Here is a 17,603-nt window from a genome sequence, read left to right as displayed (position 1 = left end):
GGCACGCGTCTGGCACGTCCGGCCGGTGCCTCGCCGACATCTGGTCTGCTGCGCGAATCCCGCTCGTACGCCCCTACGATGCGGGTCATGGGGACGTCTGATTCCACACCACTCATACGCGCCTGCTGGCTCTCATGGCTCGCGGTCGCGACCGTGGATCAAGCGGAGTTGGTGAAGACCCTTGGCTTGATGGACGCGCGGGAGACCACCTGGGCCGATGGCGTGGAACTCATCGACGAGGTGGCACACGACGAGGAGGAGCCGTTCTCCACAGTCGTCGTTACCCCGCCCATGCAGGGGTGGACCCTGGTCGTCGGACCGTACTTCGGCCTGTCCTATCCGCAGCAGACAGTGCACGTCACTGACCTCTGCCGAAAATTGAGCGCGCACTTCGGCAAAGCCCAGCTCTTCTTCCACAGCGAGCAGAACGACGGGGAGGCGTGGCTGATCGCCGAACGCGGACGGATCCTCAGACGTTGGATCAGTGAGTACCCGGAGCTCGCCCTGGGTGAGCCGTTCGGAGTCGAGCGACGACTCCTCGACGCCTACGGCATCACGGGCAAGCCCGAGGATCTCGCCCCTGACAGCGACCTGGCCGGCGACTGGGCGGCGACCTGGGGGGATTGCTGGGCGACGACGGTCGCAGAGGAAAACAGCGTCGACCCCACGAAAGCCGTCGCCGATGCGGGATCGATCAGCGGCATGCTGGTGGCAGTTGCTCCACCTTTCGAGTAAGCGCACGGCTTGCCCACGGAACGACCATCGTCTCGCACACGGGCTCCGGAGGCCGCTTGGGAACTGGGCAACGCGGCAGGTCATGGTCCTGCGCATGGCACATCAGGCGGGACGAGTCCACGGATGGTCCACGACGGACGAACTGGGTGCACCGCTCGTCGCAGGCGCTCATGGCGCGGGAGCTCCGACGAGCTTCGGGGTCCGGACCTGCCCTCTGACCGGACCCCTCAGCGCGTGCTACTCCTCGCTAGGCCGCTTGGCCCGCCGGGTGGAAGTTGATGCGTTCACTGACGACGGGGAAGCCAGCCTTGGCAAAGTTCGCGGCCATGGGGAAGTTGCCCTGGTCCGTCGCTCCGCTGACGAACTCCGCGCCCTGCTCGACGAGGAGGTGGGTGCACTCCGCGAGGAGGTCGTAGGCGTAGCCGCGACCGCGCTGTTCCGGGACGACTCCGATGAAGCCGATGGTCGGGCCGGAGGGGTTGTGGGCGGGGATGTGGATGCCGGCCAGGTCGCCCTCCGGCGTGTGCGCGATCTGCCACCACTCCCGTGGGGAGGGGCACCAGTGGAAGAAGTCGAGTTCCTCCTGGGCGGCCTGGTCGAGGCCGCCCTCTTCGACGGCCCTGAGCGCGTGGGCGTCCAGGGTGACGGAGTGGATGCGGCGCAACGCGTCGAAGAACACGGTGTCGTCGGGTTCGGCGCTGAAGCGCAGGCGTCCGGGCCGCTCGGGCAGACCTCGCTCCGGGGTCCAGCGGTACAGGAAGCGTTCCACCAGGAGTTCGTACCCTGCGGCTCGTGCGGCGGCGAAGCGCGCCTCGGCGGCGGCGCGCAGGTCGGTCTTTTCCCGCCAGCCGCCGGGCAGGTTGATCTCGAGTTCGACCTGCCAGGGAGCGGAGCGCAGGAGTTCGGCCCCGGCCTCCTCCTCGCCCTCGGCCACGTCGAACCAGTTGATGTTGACGGGTTCCGAGTCGTCGGGGCCGCCCCACCACGCTCCGCGTGCGACGACCTCGCCGTCGCGCAGGGCGACGCGCTTCCAGTCGGGACGGAACTGGGTACGGCGATGGCCTTCACGGGCGCCCAGCGGGTCGGGGAGTGCGTCGAAGAGCTGAGCGTCGCTCGCGGAGAGCGCGCGGATGACCGGATCGGTCATGGATTCCTCCGGGATACAGGCTGCTTGGAGCGCTCCCGGTCAGAACTCACGAACCACGCCGGGACAGCGGAAAGAGGGAGCGCTGGAAAGGTGTGAACCGCACGGCACTCGCCTCCTTCCATCCATCTCAGGGCGTGGAGCCACACACTAAGTGATCTACCGCGGGCGGGTCCACGGATTTCCTACGCCCTGACCCGCGATCGATGTGGTCAAGCGTTCCCCGTGGCGGTTGGGTTCGGGCGCCATGCCATGCACCGGATTCCCCGGTCCGCGAACGACACAGCTCGGCCGTCCAGGTTCGGTGGCAGGACGTGGTCGCAGGTAGCCGGGCGTCGAACCATCGAGCCCCGGTGCGGGCCAGTGACAATGGGGCCACCGGTGATCATCGGTGTGTGAAGACAGAAGATCAGTCGGTGGCCGCAGGCCACAGCTTGGATTCTGCCCACTGGCAGGAAGCGTTCGAGGTCCTGATGGGCCGTATTGCGGGGCGGTTCGCGCGGGTGGAACCACGGCGCCGGGCACGGGCGTTCGTGCTCGGGTTGTTGTCGGACCTGAGGGCGACGGCCGGACTCCCACCCCGGCGCCGCCCTCTGCCGAGCCCTCGACGGCCAGCCCCCGCCTCCGGGCGCTCCGGACTGCCGACAGCCCGTCTGGTATCGCCCGGCACGGCCCACATCGTGGGCCACGTGTAGCGCGTACGCGCGGACGGCACCGCCTCGACGCCCGACGCCCCGCCGCTGACGTGCCCCGTGGCCCTGCGGCGCAGGCTCGGGCGCAGGAGCCGTGGGCCAGCTCCTGGCCACCACGCTGGTGGCCTCCGGCATGACCCGGCGCCTGATGATCGCCTCCCGCGCCCTCGATCAGGCATCCGCGCTGGCCGCCGACCTCATGACCAGGGAGTTCGCCGAGGCCTCCGGCTGCCGACGGGTCTACGGCATCGGTTCGAACCTCGACTCGGCCCGCTATCGGCTCACCCTGGCCAGGCTGCTGAACGTCCCCGCCGCTGCCGTGCGGGGCCACGTGATCGGCGAGCACGGCGACGGTGCCGTGGTGTGTTCCTCGTCGACCACCGTCAACGGCCGACATATCGCCGTACCCCTTGCGGAGGTACGTACCGAACTACGCTCCGGGCGGGCACGGATCGCCGACGGCATCGGCCGGACCCGCTCCGGGCCCGCCGGTGCCGTGTTGTCCGCCCTGCGCAAGACGCTCGGGTTGGCCGACGGCATCGAGGAACTCAGCGGGCCGACCGACGACGGACGGGCAGACTGGCTGGGCATTCCGTGGCGATTCACCGGCGGCGAACCCCTGGCGTGCATGCCTGATCTCGACGCGGACGAGGCGGAGCAACTGGCCGCGACCACCACCAAGCTATGTCGCGCCTATCAGGCGTTACGGCCGTCCTGAGCCCACCACCTCATCTGGGAGACAACGTGAGCACCCCCACGGCAACCCGGCTCCGTGCCGGGGACGCGAGTGTGACCGTTCTGAGCACCACATCCGCCTTCGTCACCTCCTGGGCCCTCCGGTACTTCGGCCCTTGGTGGAACGCGGCGCCGGTGCGCGTCGAAGACATCTGTGCCGGGCCTCTGGTCACCGCGAACGTCGACGCGCAGGCGTACGACGATCTGGCGCGGCGAGTAACCACAGTTCCTCATGACGAGGCCACCTACGCCAGAGCCCGGTTGCTCCTCGCCCGCGACGACACGGGCACGATCACCGCCGTCTCGCCCGCTGAGCACCTGGCATACCGCTCCGAACCATGCGCGGGGCGCCTGGTCGTCCACGGCGAGGCCCCCGAACCCGTCGCGCTGGCAGCCGCCCGACTCGCGCGGGAGATGATCCGGGCCGCGCTGCTGCGCGACGGGTGGACGCTGTTGCACGCGTCCGCCGTCGCCCACGACGGGCAGGTCCTGCTCTCCTTCGGTTCCAAGGGGGCGGGGAAGACCACCGCGGCTCTGCTATTGGCCGCCCACGGTCACCGACTCCTCGCCAATGACCGGGTGTTCGTCAAGTCCGTCGGCGCCGACGTGCGCGTCCTGCCGTGGCCTGCGGCGGCCGCCGTCGGGCTCGGGCTGCTGGACGCGCTCGGGCTGTACGACGTCGTACGGGAACGGCTGCGTGCCGGAGAGCGCCTCCACCCCACCCAACACCCCGAAGTGACCGCCGCCCTCCTGGCCGGACGACGCGAACCCCTTTGGGAGCCGGACGGCCGGAGGGAACGGAAGGTGCAGGTCTTCCCCGATCAGTTCCCCGACTGGTTCGGCATGGAACTGGCGACCGGCGGCCGCGTCGCCGCCCTGCTGTTCCCCCGCATCGACCCCGCCGCCGCCCCGGCTCTGACCGACGGTGACCGCACACTCGGTGAGCCGGACTTCATGAGCGGCTCCACCGAAGACCGCTACCCGGATGCCTTCGGCCTGGCCCGAGGCCTCGACCCCGCAGGAGGCGACGTGGCGCGGGCCGCCGTCGCCGAACGTCTCGCCGTCCTCCCGCACCGGCAGGTCGTTCTCGGCCACGACAGCGCGGCCAACGCCGCTTTCCTGACCAAGGTCGCCGACGAGCTGTGACCTCTCCCGGTCAGCGCACCAGCAGGTCGATCATCCCCGTCCCGCCTTCCCCGCCGCCGCTCTCCGCCAAGCTGCGGCGCATCAACGTGAAGTAGGGGCTGAGCAGTTCGGGGCTGACGCCCTGTTGTTCGGCGGTGGTCAGGAAGGTGGGGATGCCGGCGACCTGCATGGCGAGGGAGGAGTCGGCTCCCTCGGTGTCGTCGCCGTTCCGCAGCTGGTCGGCGGTGAGGTGGACCGACGGGGCCATCGCGACGAGCCAGTCGGCGAGGAGCGGGGCGAGGGACGCGGGGTCGATGTCCTCCTTGCGGATCAGGGCGAAGGCGTGCGCGGCCCCGGCGAACATCCCGTACATGGCGCTGAGCAGGGCCACGTCGTGCAGGGCCGCGAAGCCCGGGTCCTCGCCGACGTAGGTGGTGCCGACCGGGACGCCGAGGGTCTCCCGGTGCCGCTCGAACAGTTCGCGCGAGCCGCTGTAGAAGACGTAGCCGCCGGCCTCCGGGACGCCGATCATCGACGGGACGGCCATGATGCCGCCGTCCAGGTGGCGGGCGCCCCGCTCACGGGCCCACTCGGCTCGGGCGCGGGCCTGGGCCGGGGTGCCGGTGGTCAGGTCGACCAGGTCCCGGCCGGCCAGGTCGGCGCCGGCGAGCGCCTCGTCGACGGAGGCGGCGTCCAGCAGGCAGACGACGACCAGGGTGTTCGCCGCCACCGCCTCGGCGGCACTGTCCGCGACCGTCGCACCCTCGGCGGCGAGCGCCGCGGCCCGGGCCGGGGTGCGGTTCCAGACGGTGAGCGGATGGCCGGCGGCGAGCCACGCGCGGGCCAGCGCGGTGCCCATCGCACCGAGGCCCAGCAAGGTGACGGGGGTCTTCTTGGCAAGGGTGGCCTTCTCAACAGGGGTGGCGCTCTTCTCAACAGGGTTCCGTGTCATGCCGATCAGGCTGGTCTCCGGCCCGGAAGTGATCAAGTACGTACTTCGGAGTGGGTGGTTACTCTGAGGTGAGCGAGCACGCCAGGGGGGTGCGGGCATGACGACACTGAACCGGCCGGGCGCACCGGACGGCCACGTCTGCGGGATCGACACCGCGATGGAGGTGATCGGCGGCAAGTGGAAGGTGCTGATCCTCTGGGCGCTCCACGAGCGGCCCAGCCGCCGCTTCGGTGAGCTGCGCCGGCTGCTGCCCGGGGTCAGCGAGAAGGTGCTGGCCTCTCATCTGCGCGAGATGGAGGCGGACGGCGTCGTACGCCGTGTCTCCTACGACGAGGTGCCGCCCCGCGTCGAGTACTCGCTCACCGAGGACGGGACGCGCCTCAACGACGCACTTCAGCCACTGGCCGCTTGGGGGCGCGAGCGGGCGACGGAATAGCCGCACCGCCGTACCTTCCGGGCTCCGCCTCACCACTTTGTGACCGGTTCAAAAACCGCCTCTGTCACAGCCGTTGACTTCCCTCTCTCCCGGCTCTACTTTCGGCCAGCCGATACGTTCGGTGACCCGATCCCCGTTCGAGATATCGACCTTCGGGTATCCATCGAAGGAGCCGCATGACCCCCCCTCCGCGTGCCAACTCCCTTGGTCTCAAAGGACGTTTGAGATCCGCCGCGATCCGCGCCGTCACCCTGGCGACCGCCGCGACCGCCGCTCTGCTCTTCGCCCAGCCGACGACGGCCACGACGGCGCCGACGACCGCTCCGGAGGCGCGCATCGACGCCGCCCCGGTGGCGGTGACCGACCGTCAGATCCCCGTCCCCGAAGCCCCGATGGGCTGGGCCTCCTGGAACGCCTTCGCCGCGAAGGTCGACTACAACGTCATCAAGAAGCAGGTCGACGCGTTCGTCGCGGCCGGGCTGCCCGAAGCCGGCTACGAGTACATCAACATCGACGAGGGCTGGTGGCAGGGCACCCGCGACAGCGCGGGCAACATCACGATCGACGAGGCCGAGTGGCCCGGCGGCATGAAGGCCATCGCCGACTACATCCACAGCAAGGGCCTGAAGGCGGGCATCTACACCGACGCCGGCAAGGACGGCTGCGGCTACTACTTCCCCACCGGCCGCCCGGCCGCGCCCGGCAGTGGCAGCGAGGGCCACTACGTCCAGGACATGACCCAGTTCTCCCGCTGGGGCTTCGACTTCGTGAAGGTCGACTGGTGCGGCGGCGACGCCGAGGGCCTCGACCCCAGGACGACCTACCAGGCGGTCAGCGACGCCGTGGCCCAGGCATCCGCCACCACCGGCCGCCCGCTCGCCCTGTCGCTGTGCAACTGGGGCTACTCCAACCCGTGGAACTGGGCCCCGGGCATGGGCCCGATGTGGCGGACGAACACGGACATCTTCTACCACGGCCAGAACTTCACGTACGGCAACGTGCTGACGGCCTTCGACCGGAACGTGCACCCCGTGGCCCAGCACACCGGCTACTACAACGACCCCGACATGCTGATGGTCGGCATGGGCCTCACCGCCGCCCAGGACCGCACCCACATGAACCTGTGGGCGATCTCCGGCGCCCCGCTGCTCGCCGGCAACGACCTCTCCACCATGACCACCGACACGGCGAACATCCTCAAGAACACCGAGGTCATCGCCGTCGACCAGGACCCCCGCGGCCTCCAGGGCGTCAAGGTCGCCGAGGACACCACCGGCCTCCAGGTCTACGGCAAGGTCCTCTCCGGCACCGGCAACCGCGCGGTCGTCCTGCTCAACCGCACCAACACCGCGCAGAACATGACCGTCCGCTGGTCCGACCTCGGTCTGACGAACGCCTCCGCGACCGTCCGTGACCTGTGGGCGCGTACGAACGTCGCGACGGCCGGCACCAGTTACACCACCAGCGTCCCGGCGGGCACCTCGCTCATGCTCACGGTCAAGGGCGGCACCGAGCAGTCGGCGAGCACCTACAACGGCACGTCGAGCTTCTCCGGCGTCGTCGCCGGCAGCACGGGCCTGAAGACGGTCGACGTCTCCTACACCAACAACACCTCGACGGCCCGCGTCGGAACGCTCACCGTCAACGGCCAGACCCCGACGAAGGTCTCCTTCCCGCCGACCGGCTCGTCCCCCGGCAACATCTCCGTCGCCATGGCCCTGTCGAAGGGCAACACCAACACGATCGCGTTCTCCGGCTCCCCGACCCTCGAAGGCATCGTCGTACGACCGCTGCCGGGCACCAACGGCACGCTGATCACCGGCACGGGCTCCGGCCGCTGCGCGGACATCAACGACAACACCATCACCAACGGCACCGACGCCCAGCTGTGGGACTGCTCCGGCGGCCAGAACCAGGCCTGGACGTACACCTCCCGCAAGGAACTCGTCGTGTACGGCAACAAGTGCCTGGACGCCTGGGACCGCGGCACCTCCAACGGCACCCGTGTCGTCATCTGGGACTGCCACGGCGGCACCAACCAGCAGTGGAACGTGAACACCGACGGCACGATCGTCAACGTCAACTCCGGTCTCTGCCTGGACGCCTACAACGCCGCCACCGCCAACGGCACGAAGCTCGTCCTGTGGGCCTGCAACGGCCAGAACAACCAGAAGTGGAGCCAGACGTGACCCCTGTCGACGGAACCACTCCGGACGCGGGCGGGCCCTCCCGCCGTACCTTCCTCGGCATGGCGGCCACCGTCCCCCTTGCCGCGACCGGCGCGCTGACCCTCGGCGCCGGCACCGCCCACGCCGCCGACTCGGCGTACGCGATGGTCTACTTCACCGAGTCGAACACCATGCTGGAGGCCAACTACGGTCTCCACCTGGCGGTCAGCCAGGACGGCCTCAACTGGACCCCGCTGAACCAGAACGCCCCCGTGGTCACCCCGACCCTCGGCGCCGGCGGCCTGCGCGACCCCTTCGTCATGCGCAAGCAGAACGGCTCGTTCGTGGTCCTGGCGACGGATCTCTCGGGCACGGACTGGACCCGCAACAGCGTCTACATCCACGTCTGGGACTCCACCGACCTGCGCACCTTCACCGGCTACCGCCTGCTGAAGCTGCACGACATGACCACCACCCACAGCTGGGCGCCGGAGGCCTACTGGGACGCCGCACGCGGCCAGTACGGCATCCTCTACTCCTCGGTGAACAGCAGCGGCCACAACGTCATCATGGTCAGCTACACCACCGACTTCGTGACGACGTCGAACCCCCAGGTCTTCTTCGACCCCGGCTACGACATCATCGACGGCAACCTCACGGTCGGCGTGAACGGCGTCAACTACCTCTACTACAAGGTCAACCAGACCCTGGTGGGCGCCCGCTCGACGACCCTGAACCCCGGCAGCTTCACCCCGTTCAGCACGGCGGCCTCCCACGGCGGCACGGAGGCCCCGACGGTGGTGAAGTCCCTGTCCTCCTCCAACTGGTACCTCTGGGGAGACACCTACACCCCCAACGGTGTCTTCTACGTCTGGCAGTCCAGCGACCTCGCCTCCGGCACCTGGACGGCCCTCGACCAGAAGCTCTACACCCAGCCGCTCAACTCCAAGCACTGCGGCATCCACCCGATCACGTCCACCGAGTACGGCAACCTGCTGACCAAGTGGGGCGCGCCGACGTGGAACCGCCTCAAGTCGTACAACTACCCGTCCCGCTACGTCCGCCACAGCGGTTTCGCGGGCCGGATAGACGAGTACCCCTTCGACCCGTTCCCCGACTCCCAGTGGAAGCTGGTCCCGGGCCTGGCGGACTCCTCCGCGGTGTCCTTCCAGTCGGTGAACTACCCGTCCCGCTACCTCCGCCACTACAGCTACAACCTCCGCCTGGACGAGAACGACGGCACGTCGACCTTCGCCGCCGACGCCACCTTCGTACGCACGGCGGGCCTCGCGGACTCCACCTGGTCCTCCTTCCGCTCGTACAACAACTCGTCCCGCTACATCCGCCACAGCGGCTACGCGCTGCGGATCGACCCGATCTCGACGGCGACGGAACGGGCGGACGCCACGTTCCGGGTCGGGTACTGAGGCAGTAGTCGGTCGCACGCGTCGGCCGGGGCCCCGTTCCTACGGGGCCCCGGCCGACGTACGTGTTACGACGGCTGAACGGCCCGCAGGTGTCGCCGCTCGGCCAGCTCCTCCGCGCCGACCACGGTCAGCAGCGGGGTCCCGGGCGGCGCGAACATGGTCACCACCAGCTGCGACTGCGCGTCCGCGAGGTTGTTGGCGCCCTGGTAATGGATCACGTCGCCCCCGGGCTCGAACACGGCGTCCCCGGCCTTGAGCACCCGCGGCAGCTGCCCCTCCAGCTCGAAGAGAACCTCGCCCTCGGTCACATAGCCGAACAGCGGCCCGGGGTGCCGATGCGGCGGCGCACCGGGGTCACCGGGCGGCAGGGTGACCCGTACGCTCCTGGCCTCGGAGCCGTCCGGGATCAGGGCCGCCGCCTCCGGCATGGTCGTGATCACCTCGATGCCCGGGGGCAGGTGTGCGTGCTGAGCGCTCATGTCGTTCTCCTGCTTCTCCTGCTTCTCCAACAGAGACTGTCCGCAAGGACGACAGGACGAGGACCTCGTTTGTGACAGCCGCGACGTCCGTGAGCCGCCCCGCTCACGCGGCCGGCGAACGCTTCGGCGCTCTCCCACGTCTCAGTACCGATCGCGGTCCGCTCTCGCCCACGACCGCGCGACGGACCGGACGGAACGACCGGAGGCGCAGATGAGCACTCGTACGCGAAGCAGGGCAGGTACGGCATCGGCCGCCGTGGTGGCCGCCGTACTGGCACTGGGCGGCCTCCAGGGCTCGACGGCAGGCGCCCAGACAGTAGGCGCAGGCGGGGTCGGGGTCGGGGGCACAGGAGACGACGGGGGCAAAGGAGACGTCCCCACCTCGTCGACCTCGCCGACCTCGCCGACCACCTGCCACGGCACCCAGCCGAAGGGCAGCCTGGCCGGACAGGGCTACCCCGATGACACCCCACTGGAGCGGACCGTCGTGTACGTGGACGGACTGTCGACCGGCCGCCACTCCGACGTCTTCACGGGCCTGGTCCTCGACGAGGAGGCGTCCTCGGTCGACATCTACCGCATCCCCTCCGCCCCCTTCGACAAGGCGGTCTGCGACTCCGCCGAGAAGGGCGTGACCGTACGCCTCCACGACCGCGACATCAACGAGAAGGACCTCACCGCCCTCGCCGACCGCGTCAGCGAGGACATGACCCGCTGGGACGGCACCTTCAACATGCGCGAGGTCGGCCTCGACGGCACGGGCCACATCCACATCGGCGTCGACGACCCGAGCACCGCCGAGCCCATCCTCCGCAAGGCCTACGGCGAACGAACCGCCAAGTACCTCCGCGTCGAGTACACCCCCCAGGCCCACTTGGACTGAGGCTGGATGCAACACCCGCGCAGATCAGCTATAGTTGATCACGAGCCGCTCACCGGAACACGAACTCCCGGTAGCACTCAATGCGTTGGTGGTCCAAGGAAAGACGCCCCGCTTCCTGCGGGGAAATGCAGGTGCAAGGCCTGCCCGGCGCTCCAGTGACATGAGCCCCGCTTCGCTTGATGCGAAGCGGGGCTCATGCGTTTGTACGGGGCCGCAACCGAGCCGTCAGCCTCCGCCTCGAACACCAGCCAGGTTCTAGGCCTTGTGTAGCTGCCGGGCTGCCAACAGGGCACCCCCGGCCGCCACCCCCACCGCTCCCACGGCCATGAAGCCACCGCGGGAACGCCACGACAGCACCGACCACCGCGACTGCGCGGAGAACAACGACCCCGTACTCAGCCACGAGCCGGTCGAGATCAGCGACAGGGACGACCCGATCGAGCCGACCGACAGGGCACTCCCGATCGACCCGACCGACAGGGCCGACCCGACGGACCCCACGGACAGCACCGAGCCGACCGACCCGATCGACAACACGGAGTCCTGCGACCACAGCGACAGCACCGAACCGGAGGAGGAGCCACGCCGGACCGACTGTACGGAGAGCTTCGTCATGAGCCCATCCTGCCGGTTGCCCGCCCTCGAACCGAGCCTTCCGGCCGCCGCCGCGCCTGGACTGTGTGTCGGCCGGAAGCCCCGCCGAGCATTGTCGGCCCGCGCGGCGTCTCAGTGGTGACCGTCCACGAAGGGGGCCACCATGCCGACGACGACCGCTGCCGGACGAGTACGACGCCGCGCTGTATCCGCCGCCGTGATGACCGGGACGTCGCTGTGGGCGCTCTCCGCATGCGGGGAGGAGTCGACGACGGCGACAGCGACCGACTGGCAGGAGCCCTCGGCATACACCTACAAGCTGCAGTCGAGCGGGGGTGACCGGCCGCTGATCGGGACGTTCGAGGTGACGGTCCGGGACGGGAAGGTCGTGAAGGCCGCCGGGGTCGATGGGAGCGGACGCCGGGTGGTGGAGCGGAAGCGGACCGAAGTGCCCACCATCGCGGAGCTGTTGGCGCAGACGGAGGCGGCACGGGAAGAGCGCGCGGACGTCGTACACGTCGAGCACGCGAAAGACGGCCGCCCGACCAGCATCTTTATCGACTGGAAGGAGAACGCGATCGACGACGAGGAGGCGTACGCCCTCAGCGACTACGAGGCACTCGGCTGACTCGGCTGACTCAGATCCCGGATCGTGCCACCCACCTTGGTCTTCAGCTGCTTGAGCACGTCAGGTTTGGCGGAGATGGCCCAACGCGGCCCGACCAGGTACTTGCCGCCGTACATGGAGGCGGACTCCAGCCAGACTTCCTTCAGTTCGTCCTTGGGGAAGGTGGTGACGAGGTAGTCCCCCACAGAGGTCTGACACACACCCTCCCGCAACTCCTCCGCCTCGGTCCGGATCTTCACCTCGCACCCGGTGAGCTCGGCGATCACCTCGACCCTGGCCGGCGCGACCACCGCGGAGACAGGGCTGGACTCGTCACTCGCCTTGCCCGAGGCCTTGCCGTCACCACCGCTGCACGCCGCCGTCAAGGGCAGGACAGCCAGGCTCGCAGCCAACGCGACACCACGCGACAGCTTCCTCACCATGGCCTGATCTCCGTTCGCGTTCTCGTACCGGGGGCTTCGTGGGTTCTCGTACCGAATGCGCTCCGCATGTGGGTACGTGTGACGACCGCGAATTACTCAATCCCGGATCCCCGCCCGGCGCTTTCCGAGCTCTACCGACCAGGGCCTGTTCAGGCCCGCACAGGTGCCGGACCGCGACGCTGGCAGCCGCCGGCGCGGTTGTCGGCATCGATCTTCACCGCCAACTTTTCGCCCGGCGCGCGGACGCTCACTCACCGGGTAGGGCGTCGCCTTCGGCAGACGTCCGCGTGGGCGGCTGTTCGACGACGAAGGATCCCTTTCCACGCACGGTCACCACGAGCCCGCGCTCGCGGAGTTCCTGGGTGGCCCGGCGGACGGTGAGTCGGGCGACGCCGTATGCGTCGGCGAGGTGGTTCTCTGAGGGGATCGGCCTGTCGGGGGCCAGCTCGCCTGAGGCGATCTTGCGCTCGACGATGTCGGCCAGCTGGACGTAGAGCGGTCGCGCGCTCATGGGGTCCAGGGGCTTCTGCTCCGGCTCCTCTGTATCGCTCACATGTCCAACGTAGACAGTCACCACCCTACCCATTCGAGTGGATCCCTCTGCACTTGTATACAGAGGGCTATGTCCCTGCGTACCTTCAGTTCGGAGAAGAAGAGAGCCCCGGCGAGGTGGTCGAGACCTCCCGGGGCGTGGCCGACGCTGCCCAAGGAGCGCTGACAGTGCACGACTTTATCGGCCGTATCGCCATGCGGCTGCGGCTTCTGTTCAATCCCGGGACGGGTAGGCGGCGGGCTGGGGACCGTCTCGTCGTCGTGCCGCCGCCCGCCAGCTGGGCGGAGACACCTCCGACTCCCCTCCCCGCACATCGATCCCCGTACGGGCTCGACGAGCATTTCGACGGCGCCTCCACCATCGCCGTACGCCCCTACCTCGCCGCCCACGAGCAACGGCTGCGGCGGCGGGAGTTGGCCATGGCGGTGATGGGGTTGGACATGCCCGGGCCGTGCTGGATTCATGGGATGGAGGTCGCCTGATGGGGATGGAGGCGGGTGAGGTGAGGCTGTTGCCCTGGGTCGGTGGCGAGGGCAAGGCTTGCTATCTGGTCACCGATGGGGATGGCGGGACGGTGTCTCGGCTGGCCGATGCCACGGAGGTCGATCAGCTGGGGATGGGGGGGAGTTGCTTGCTCATGCGGCCGGGATGTTGGCGGGCGACGCTTCGGGTGGTGAACTCCGGTTTCTCGCCGAGCGGTTGAGTGGGGCACTCGGCGACGCGCTTCGGGTGGCCGAGAGTCGGGGGCAGAGGCTGGGGCGGCGGCTCGACTGACCGCTGCCGGTCCTCAGCGCACAGGGCAGAGCCCGCCGCTGCCTTGAGGTGGTGGAGCGGCCTCCCGCCACCGAGTTGGGTGACCTGCCACGCCGTAGGCGCCCCGTCGGCCCGGCAGGCAGACTGCGTGCATGCAGCTCCCCGCACCCGCCGTCGCCGTCACCGCGCTGATCGAGGTCGTGAGGATCTCCGGGCTTCCGGGCAGGAGGGGTGGCCCGTACCCCGGCGAAGTGGTCGGTCACTGGGCCGGGGACGAGGTCGGCGAGGTCCTGGACCTGGTCGAGAGCCTGCCCGGGAGTGTGCGGCATCGTTGTGGGTTCTCGCCCGGGTGGGGGATTCGAGCGTACGGAGACGACCTCGACCTGGCCTTGTTCGAGGCGGCGTTCTGCTTCTCCTGCGACGAGGTGCGGATGCACGGGGCCGCTGTGCCGCCGACGCTGTCCACGCAGTTCTTCGACGCGGGCGCCGAGCGGGCCCAGGCTCTCCTGGCCCGCTTTCGCGGGGCGGCGTTGTAGCCGGGCGTGGTCCGGTAGCCGGGCGCGGTCCGGTAGCTGGGAGCCGAGGGCGAGTGCGTAGCCGATGCCGTAGCCACCGCCGACGGTTACTGGCGCTGGGCCTTCGGCGGCAGCAGCGCCACCTCCGCGGGCAAGGCCAGCGGGGACTACGTCGACGTGCGCCGAGTCGTCACCAGGGGCACACCGACGCGGCGCCCGGCCTCGGATGAGGCCGGGCGCCGCAGATGTTCATGCCGTCTGGCGTTCCGTCACGAAGCCGTGCGGTTCGTGCTCTTGCGACGGGTGACCGCGAAGATGACGCCGCCCGCGGCGACGAGGCCCGCCGCGCCGAGCGCGATCGGGATGGCGTTGCCGCCGCCCGTCTCGGCGAGGTCGCCGGGCTCGCCGCCGTTGGGGGTGGGGGCGGCCGGGGTGGAGTCGGAGGGGGACGGGGAGGGCGAGGACTCGGTCTTGGGGGTGTCGCCGGCCGGGGGCTGCTCGTCCGCGGGCGGGTTCTCGTCGGCCGGGGGCTGCTCGCCGGCCGGCGGGGTCTCCTCGGTCGGCGGCTGCTCGTCGGACGGGGGCTGCTCCTCCGCCGGCGGGTTCTCCTCGGCCGGGGGCTGCTCCGTCGTGCAGTCCTTCGTGCCGCCGTTCCAGGCCGCGATCAGCTTGTCCTTGATGACGGGGCGGTCGGGGCCCTTGGGGACGTCGCCGTGCTCGAAGCCGTCCTTCGCGTCGAGCTTGCCGTCGAACTTCACCTTCCCCCGGTAGAGGTCGACCTGGCCGTAGCAGCCCGCGTCGGGGACCGCGATGTCCAGGGAGTCCGTCCCGCCCTGCTTGACCGTCACCGTGTCGAAGTCGACGAAGACCTGCTCGCCGGAGGTGGCGAAGGTCGGGCCGTGGGCGAGGTAGGACGCGAGGGAGACCGTGCAGGTCGTGGCGTCGGAGGCGGCGCGGACCTTGATGTGGACCTTGCCGTCCTCGGTGGGCTTGAGGTTCTGGTCGTCGAGCTTGACCCAGTCGGCGAACGTCACGCCGTCCAGCGAGAACTCGCAGCGGTCGGTCTCGGTGGCCGTGCCCGCACCCTGGCCGGGGGCGTAGCTCTTCTTGCCCCAGCCGTCGCCGCCGGGTGTGCCGGTGGCGAAGGCCGGAGCCGAGACCGCCGCGCTCAGCGCAAGAGCGGCGATGCCCGTCCCCACCAGGCGGCTCACGATGACACGTCTCGCTATGGACATGCAGATCCCATTCTCGAACTCGGAAAGTCAGAACGTCGGAACGTACGAGGCCCTGGGCGCGGCGGCAGCACGGCAGCACGAAGCTGTCGGAGGCCGCGCCGGGGGTGTGAGTGGTCGAAGAAAACACCGGGCTCAGGGGTCACTTGAGCCACAGGGTGTGCACATCGTTTACCAAGGGGTAGGGGCTGTCAACCTCGGCAAACGCCGACCGGGGCAGGGACTTCGACGGTTCGTCAGGCACGTCCGCACTGCGCGTGGGCACATATGGGACACAAGGGGAATCAGTTCCTCCGGGAAACCATCGGGACACCATCGGGAAACCATCGAGACACCATGAGGTCCCCATGCGGGACCCAAGGACCGGGGCCCACCGCAAAAGGTTCACCAACTCGCTTACTTGCACAAGGGAGTTGATCGGGGGCGGATTTGACAAGCCGACCGTCGCTCCCGACTCTACGTTCATGACATCCATTTTCATTATCGGCGTCAAGGGTGCCGCCGAGAGCGAGCGGGGTGACGGTCCATGCGCGTGGCCTTCGTAGGCAAGGGCGGCAGCGGCAAGACGACGCTCTCCGCGCTCTTCGCCCGGCACCTCGCCCGGTCGGGCGCGCCGCTCGTGGCGATCGACGGTGACATCAACCAGCACCTCGCGCACGCCCTCGGCCTCGACGAGGACGCGGGCGACACCTTCGGCGCGCCACCGCTGAGCGCGCGGACCGGCGAGATCAAGGACCACCTCCGCGGCACCAACCCGCGGATCGTCTCCCGCGCGGCCATGGTCAAGACGACCCCGCCGGGCCGGGGTTCACGGCTGCTGCGGCTCCTCGGCGACGACGAGATCCACACCCGGCACGTCCAGCGCGTCGACGGCGTGCCGCTCATGGTCACCGGCGCCTTCGACGAGAGCGACCTCGGAGTGGCCTGCTACCACTCCAAGCTCGGCGCGGTGGAGCTGTACCTCAACCATCTCGTCGACGGGCCCGGCGAGTACGTCGTCGTCGACATGACCGCCGGCGCGGACGCCTTCGCCTCCGGGCTCTTCACCCGGTTCGACATGACCTTCCTGGTCGTCGAGCCGACCCGGAAGAGCGTCTCCGTGTACCGGCAGTACCGGGAGCACGCCGCCGAGTTCGGCATCCCGATCGCCGTCGTCGGCAACAAGGTCACCGGCGAGGAGGACCTGCTCTTCCTCAAGGAGCACGTCGGTGACGACCTGTTGGCGTACTGCGTGCAGTCGTCGTACGTCCGCGCGCAGGAACAGGGGCGGGAACAGGGCGAGTTGGAGGCGCACAACCTGCATGCGCTGACGCAGCTGAAGGACGCGGTCGACGCCCGTACGAAGGACTGGGCCACCTTCCAGCGCCACGCCGTCGAGTTCCATCTCCGCAACGCCGCCGCCTGGGCCAACGACGCCACCGGGCACGACCTGGCCGCCCAGGTGGACCCGGGGTTCCGCCACGGACCGGAGGCCCTCGCCGCCGCCGGGTCGGGCGGCGGGCCCGCCGAGTCCGGCAGCGGGTCCGCCGAGTCCGGCGCCCCCTCCACAGTCTCCTTCTGATCAGAACAGGAACATCCATGTCGCTCGACGTCTCCCCGCAGCTGCTCGCCGATGCCGAGAAGGGCGAGGTGCGGGAGGAGGAGTTCGTGCAAACGGTCCGTACGTCGCTGCCGTACGCGTACGACCTCATCGCCTCGCTCATCGGTGAACTGCGCGCGGGTACCGCCGAGTTCGCCGACAACCAGACCCCGCCGCCCTCGGAGCGGGAGCGGGGGCAGCTGCTGCGGGCGCTGTCCAGCGACGCGATCCGGGGGAGCCTGGAGCGGCACTTCGGGGTGGCGCTCGCCTTCCAGAACTGCCACCGGGTGGCGGTCTTCCCGACGGAGGCGCGCGGCGGGGCGACGTACGCCCGTTTCACCTCGCTGCGGTCGCAGATCCTCAACCAGTCGCCGGAGTTCCGCGACTGCTGAACCGAGCACGCAGCCACGCCTCCCTCATAGGCCTGATCCGGCCATCGACCGCCCCCTCCGCACCCCTCCCGCGGAGGGGGCGGTCGCTTCGACATGCCGGAGCTCGGGGGGCGTACGGGGGCGCATTACCGGCGTACGGCTGCATGGGCGGGCGGGGGC

At 69.6% G+C, this 17,603-nt stretch carries 19 protein-coding genes and 2 pseudogenes; 14 read left to right on the top strand and 7 right to left on the bottom strand.

Annotation, left to right across the window (positions count from 1 at the left end; genetic code table 11):
- Positions 1–87: 87 nt before the first annotated feature.
- On the top strand, positions 88–735 hold the full coding sequence (locus ABT147_RS15505; RefSeq protein WP_351405986.1) for a hypothetical protein: 648 nt from the start codon (positions 88–90) through the stop codon (positions 733–735).
- A 247-nt stretch (positions 736–982) separates the two neighbouring features.
- Here the strand turns inward: ABT147_RS15505 and ABT147_RS15500 are convergent, their stop codons facing one another.
- On the bottom strand, positions 983–1,882 hold the full coding sequence (locus ABT147_RS15500; RefSeq protein WP_351405984.1) for a GNAT family N-acetyltransferase: 900 nt from the start codon (positions 1,880–1,882) through the stop codon (positions 983–985).
- A gap of 413 nt (positions 1,883–2,295) precedes the next feature.
- Here ABT147_RS15500 and ABT147_RS47325 point away from each other — a divergent pair.
- The 3 genes and pseudogenes from ABT147_RS47325 to ABT147_RS15490 form a co-directional block, all read left to right on the top strand.
- A pseudogene (locus ABT147_RS47325) lies at positions 2,296–2,436 on the top strand (IS701 family transposase); the annotation flags it as partial.
- A 229-nt stretch (positions 2,437–2,665) separates the two neighbouring features.
- Positions 2,666–3,289 carry a Rossmann-fold NAD(P)-binding domain-containing protein gene (locus tag ABT147_RS15495; protein WP_351405982.1) on the top strand — a complete coding sequence of 208 codons (624 nt, stop codon included), beginning with the start codon at positions 2,666–2,668 and terminating at the stop codon, positions 3,287–3,289.
- 26 nt (positions 3,290–3,315) lie between these two features.
- The gene (locus ABT147_RS15490) at positions 3,316–4,452 is read left to right on the top strand and encodes a hypothetical protein (protein WP_351405980.1); all 1,137 of its coding nucleotides are present in this window, start codon (positions 3,316–3,318) and stop codon (positions 4,450–4,452) included.
- A gap of 10 nt (positions 4,453–4,462) precedes the next feature.
- On the opposite strand, the gene ABT147_RS15485 is transcribed toward ABT147_RS15490, so the two are convergent.
- The gene (locus tag ABT147_RS15485) at positions 4,463–5,383 is read right to left on the bottom strand and encodes an NAD(P)-dependent oxidoreductase (protein ID WP_351405978.1); all 921 of its coding nucleotides are present in this window, start codon (positions 5,381–5,383) and stop codon (positions 4,463–4,465) included.
- 97 nt (positions 5,384–5,480) lie between these two features.
- Between ABT147_RS15485 and ABT147_RS15480 the strand changes: the two genes are divergently transcribed.
- The 3 genes from ABT147_RS15480 to ABT147_RS15470 all read left to right on the top strand — a co-directional run bounded on the left by ABT147_RS15480 (position 5,481) and on the right by ABT147_RS15470 (position 9,414).
- Positions 5,481–5,819 (top strand): winged helix-turn-helix transcriptional regulator, encoded by a 339-nt coding sequence (locus ABT147_RS15480; RefSeq protein ID WP_351405976.1) that lies wholly within the window; start codon positions 5,481–5,483, stop codon positions 5,817–5,819.
- 176 nt (positions 5,820–5,995) lie between these two features.
- A complete protein-coding gene (locus ABT147_RS15475; RefSeq protein WP_351405974.1) occupies positions 5,996–8,008 on the top strand; it encodes an RICIN domain-containing protein in 2,013 nt (670 codons plus the stop codon).
- Positions 8,009–8,067: 59 nt separating this feature from the next.
- Positions 8,068–9,414 carry a glycoside hydrolase family 43 protein gene (locus ABT147_RS15470; protein WP_351406027.1) on the top strand — a complete coding sequence of 449 codons (1,347 nt, stop codon included), beginning with the start codon at positions 8,068–8,070 and terminating at the stop codon, positions 9,412–9,414.
- Between the two features lie 65 nt (positions 9,415–9,479).
- On the opposite strand, the gene ABT147_RS15465 is transcribed toward ABT147_RS15470, so the two are convergent.
- Positions 9,480–9,893 carry a cupin domain-containing protein gene (locus ABT147_RS15465; protein ID WP_351405972.1) on the bottom strand — a complete coding sequence of 138 codons (414 nt, stop codon included), beginning with the start codon at positions 9,891–9,893 and terminating at the stop codon, positions 9,480–9,482.
- A 211-nt stretch (positions 9,894–10,104) separates the two neighbouring features.
- Between ABT147_RS15465 and ABT147_RS15460 the strand changes: the two genes are divergently transcribed.
- The gene (locus ABT147_RS15460) at positions 10,105–10,776 is read left to right on the top strand and encodes a hypothetical protein (protein ID WP_351405970.1); all 672 of its coding nucleotides are present in this window, start codon (positions 10,105–10,107) and stop codon (positions 10,774–10,776) included.
- Positions 10,777–11,031: 255 nt separating this feature from the next.
- Here the strand turns inward: ABT147_RS15460 and ABT147_RS15455 are convergent, their stop codons facing one another.
- Positions 11,032–11,391 (bottom strand): hypothetical protein, encoded by a 360-nt coding sequence (locus tag ABT147_RS15455; protein ID WP_351405968.1) that lies wholly within the window; start codon positions 11,389–11,391, stop codon positions 11,032–11,034.
- A 142-nt stretch (positions 11,392–11,533) separates the two neighbouring features.
- On the opposite strand from ABT147_RS15455, the gene ABT147_RS15450 reads away from it, so the two are divergent.
- Positions 11,534–11,998 (top strand): DUF6174 domain-containing protein, encoded by a 465-nt coding sequence (locus ABT147_RS15450; protein ID WP_351405966.1) that lies wholly within the window; start codon positions 11,534–11,536, stop codon positions 11,996–11,998.
- Here the strand turns inward: ABT147_RS15450 and ABT147_RS15445 are convergent.
- Both ABT147_RS15445 and ABT147_RS15440 read right to left on the bottom strand, forming a co-directional pair.
- Positions 11,980–12,420 carry a hypothetical protein gene (locus ABT147_RS15445; protein WP_351405964.1) on the bottom strand — a complete coding sequence of 147 codons (441 nt, stop codon included), beginning with the start codon at positions 12,418–12,420 and terminating at the stop codon, positions 11,980–11,982. The genes ABT147_RS15450 and ABT147_RS15445 overlap by 19 nt on opposite strands.
- Positions 12,421–12,667: 247 nt before the next feature.
- Positions 12,668–12,931: a GntR family transcriptional regulator gene (locus ABT147_RS15440; protein WP_351406025.1), complete on the bottom strand. Its 264-nt coding sequence runs from the start codon at positions 12,929–12,931 to the stop codon at positions 12,668–12,670.
- Positions 12,932–13,140: 209 nt separating this feature from the next.
- Here ABT147_RS15440 and ABT147_RS15435 point away from each other — a divergent pair, with 209 nt between their 5' ends.
- The 3 genes and pseudogenes from ABT147_RS15435 to ABT147_RS15425 all read left to right on the top strand — a co-directional run bounded on the left by ABT147_RS15435 (position 13,141) and on the right by ABT147_RS15425 (position 14,262).
- The gene (locus ABT147_RS15435; RefSeq protein WP_351405962.1) at positions 13,141–13,455 is read left to right on the top strand and encodes a hypothetical protein; all 315 of its coding nucleotides are present in this window, start codon (positions 13,141–13,143) and stop codon (positions 13,453–13,455) included.
- Between the two features lie 5 nt (positions 13,456–13,460).
- Positions 13,461–13,747, top strand: a pseudogene (locus ABT147_RS15430) (hypothetical protein).
- Between the two features lie 131 nt (positions 13,748–13,878).
- Positions 13,879–14,262, top strand: coding sequence for a hypothetical protein (locus ABT147_RS15425; RefSeq protein ID WP_351405960.1), 384 nt, complete (start codon positions 13,879–13,881; stop codon positions 14,260–14,262).
- Between the two features lie 248 nt (positions 14,263–14,510).
- Here the strand turns inward: ABT147_RS15425 and ABT147_RS15420 are convergent, their stop codons facing one another.
- Complete coding sequence (locus ABT147_RS15420) at positions 14,511–15,476, bottom strand: LAVTG motif-containing sortase-dependent surface protein (RefSeq protein WP_351405958.1); 966 nt, start codon at positions 15,474–15,476, stop codon at positions 14,511–14,513.
- Positions 15,477–15,999: 523 nt separating this feature from the next.
- On the opposite strand from ABT147_RS15420, the gene ABT147_RS15415 reads away from it, so the two are divergent.
- Positions 16,000–17,034, top strand: a complete 1,035-nt coding sequence (locus ABT147_RS15415) for an ATP-binding protein (protein ID WP_351405956.1) — start codon at positions 16,000–16,002, stop codon at positions 17,032–17,034.
- Between the two features lie 17 nt (positions 17,035–17,051).
- Positions 17,052–17,444, top strand: a complete 393-nt coding sequence (locus ABT147_RS15410; RefSeq protein ID WP_351405954.1) for an SCO5389 family protein — start codon at positions 17,052–17,054, stop codon at positions 17,442–17,444.
- Positions 17,445–17,603: the final 159 nt, after the last annotated feature.

The sequence above is a fragment of the Streptomyces sp. NPDC001868 genome (genome assembly GCF_040297125.1).
Taxonomy (GTDB): domain Bacteria; phylum Actinomycetota; class Actinomycetes; order Streptomycetales; family Streptomycetaceae; genus Streptomyces.
Note: the sequence above shows the minus strand (reverse complement) of the source record. Positions and strands in the feature narration are given on the sequence as shown.

Excerpts from the sequence above, each read along its gene's own strand:
- ABT147_RS15505 (WP_351405986.1), top strand. The coding sequence starts at position 88 with ATGGGGACGTCTGATTCCACACCACTCATACGCGCCTGCTGGCTCTCA.
- ABT147_RS15500 (WP_351405984.1), bottom strand. The coding sequence starts at position 1,882 with ATGACCGATCCGGTCATCCGCGCGCTCTCCGCGAGCGACGCTCAGCTC.
- ABT147_RS15485 (WP_351405978.1), bottom strand. The coding sequence starts at position 5,383 with ATGACACGGAACCCTGTTGAGAAGAGCGCCACCCCTGTTGAGAAGGCC.
- ABT147_RS15480 (WP_351405976.1), top strand. The coding sequence starts at position 5,481 with ATGACGACACTGAACCGGCCGGGCGCACCGGACGGCCACGTCTGCGGG.
- ABT147_RS15475 (WP_351405974.1), top strand. The coding sequence starts at position 5,996 with ATGACCCCCCCTCCGCGTGCCAACTCCCTTGGTCTCAAAGGACGTTTG.
- ABT147_RS15470 (WP_351406027.1), top strand. The coding sequence starts at position 8,068 with ATGGCGGCCACCGTCCCCCTTGCCGCGACCGGCGCGCTGACCCTCGGC.
- ABT147_RS15465 (WP_351405972.1), bottom strand. The coding sequence starts at position 9,893 with ATGAGCGCTCAGCACGCACACCTGCCCCCGGGCATCGAGGTGATCACG.
- ABT147_RS15460 (WP_351405970.1), top strand. The coding sequence starts at position 10,105 with ATGAGCACTCGTACGCGAAGCAGGGCAGGTACGGCATCGGCCGCCGTG.
- ABT147_RS15455 (WP_351405968.1), bottom strand. The coding sequence starts at position 11,391 with ATGACGAAGCTCTCCGTACAGTCGGTCCGGCGTGGCTCCTCCTCCGGT.
- ABT147_RS15450 (WP_351405966.1), top strand. The coding sequence starts at position 11,534 with ATGCCGACGACGACCGCTGCCGGACGAGTACGACGCCGCGCTGTATCC.
- ABT147_RS15445 (WP_351405964.1), bottom strand. The coding sequence starts at position 12,420 with ATGGTGAGGAAGCTGTCGCGTGGTGTCGCGTTGGCTGCGAGCCTGGCT.
- ABT147_RS15440 (WP_351406025.1), bottom strand. The coding sequence starts at position 12,931 with ATGAGCGCGCGACCGCTCTACGTCCAGCTGGCCGACATCGTCGAGCGC.
- ABT147_RS15425 (WP_351405960.1), top strand. The coding sequence starts at position 13,879 with ATGCAGCTCCCCGCACCCGCCGTCGCCGTCACCGCGCTGATCGAGGTC.
- ABT147_RS15420 (WP_351405958.1), bottom strand. The coding sequence starts at position 15,476 with ATGTCCATAGCGAGACGTGTCATCGTGAGCCGCCTGGTGGGGACGGGC.
- ABT147_RS15415 (WP_351405956.1), top strand. The coding sequence starts at position 16,000 with ATGCGCGTGGCCTTCGTAGGCAAGGGCGGCAGCGGCAAGACGACGCTC.
- ABT147_RS15410 (WP_351405954.1), top strand. The coding sequence starts at position 17,052 with ATGTCGCTCGACGTCTCCCCGCAGCTGCTCGCCGATGCCGAGAAGGGC.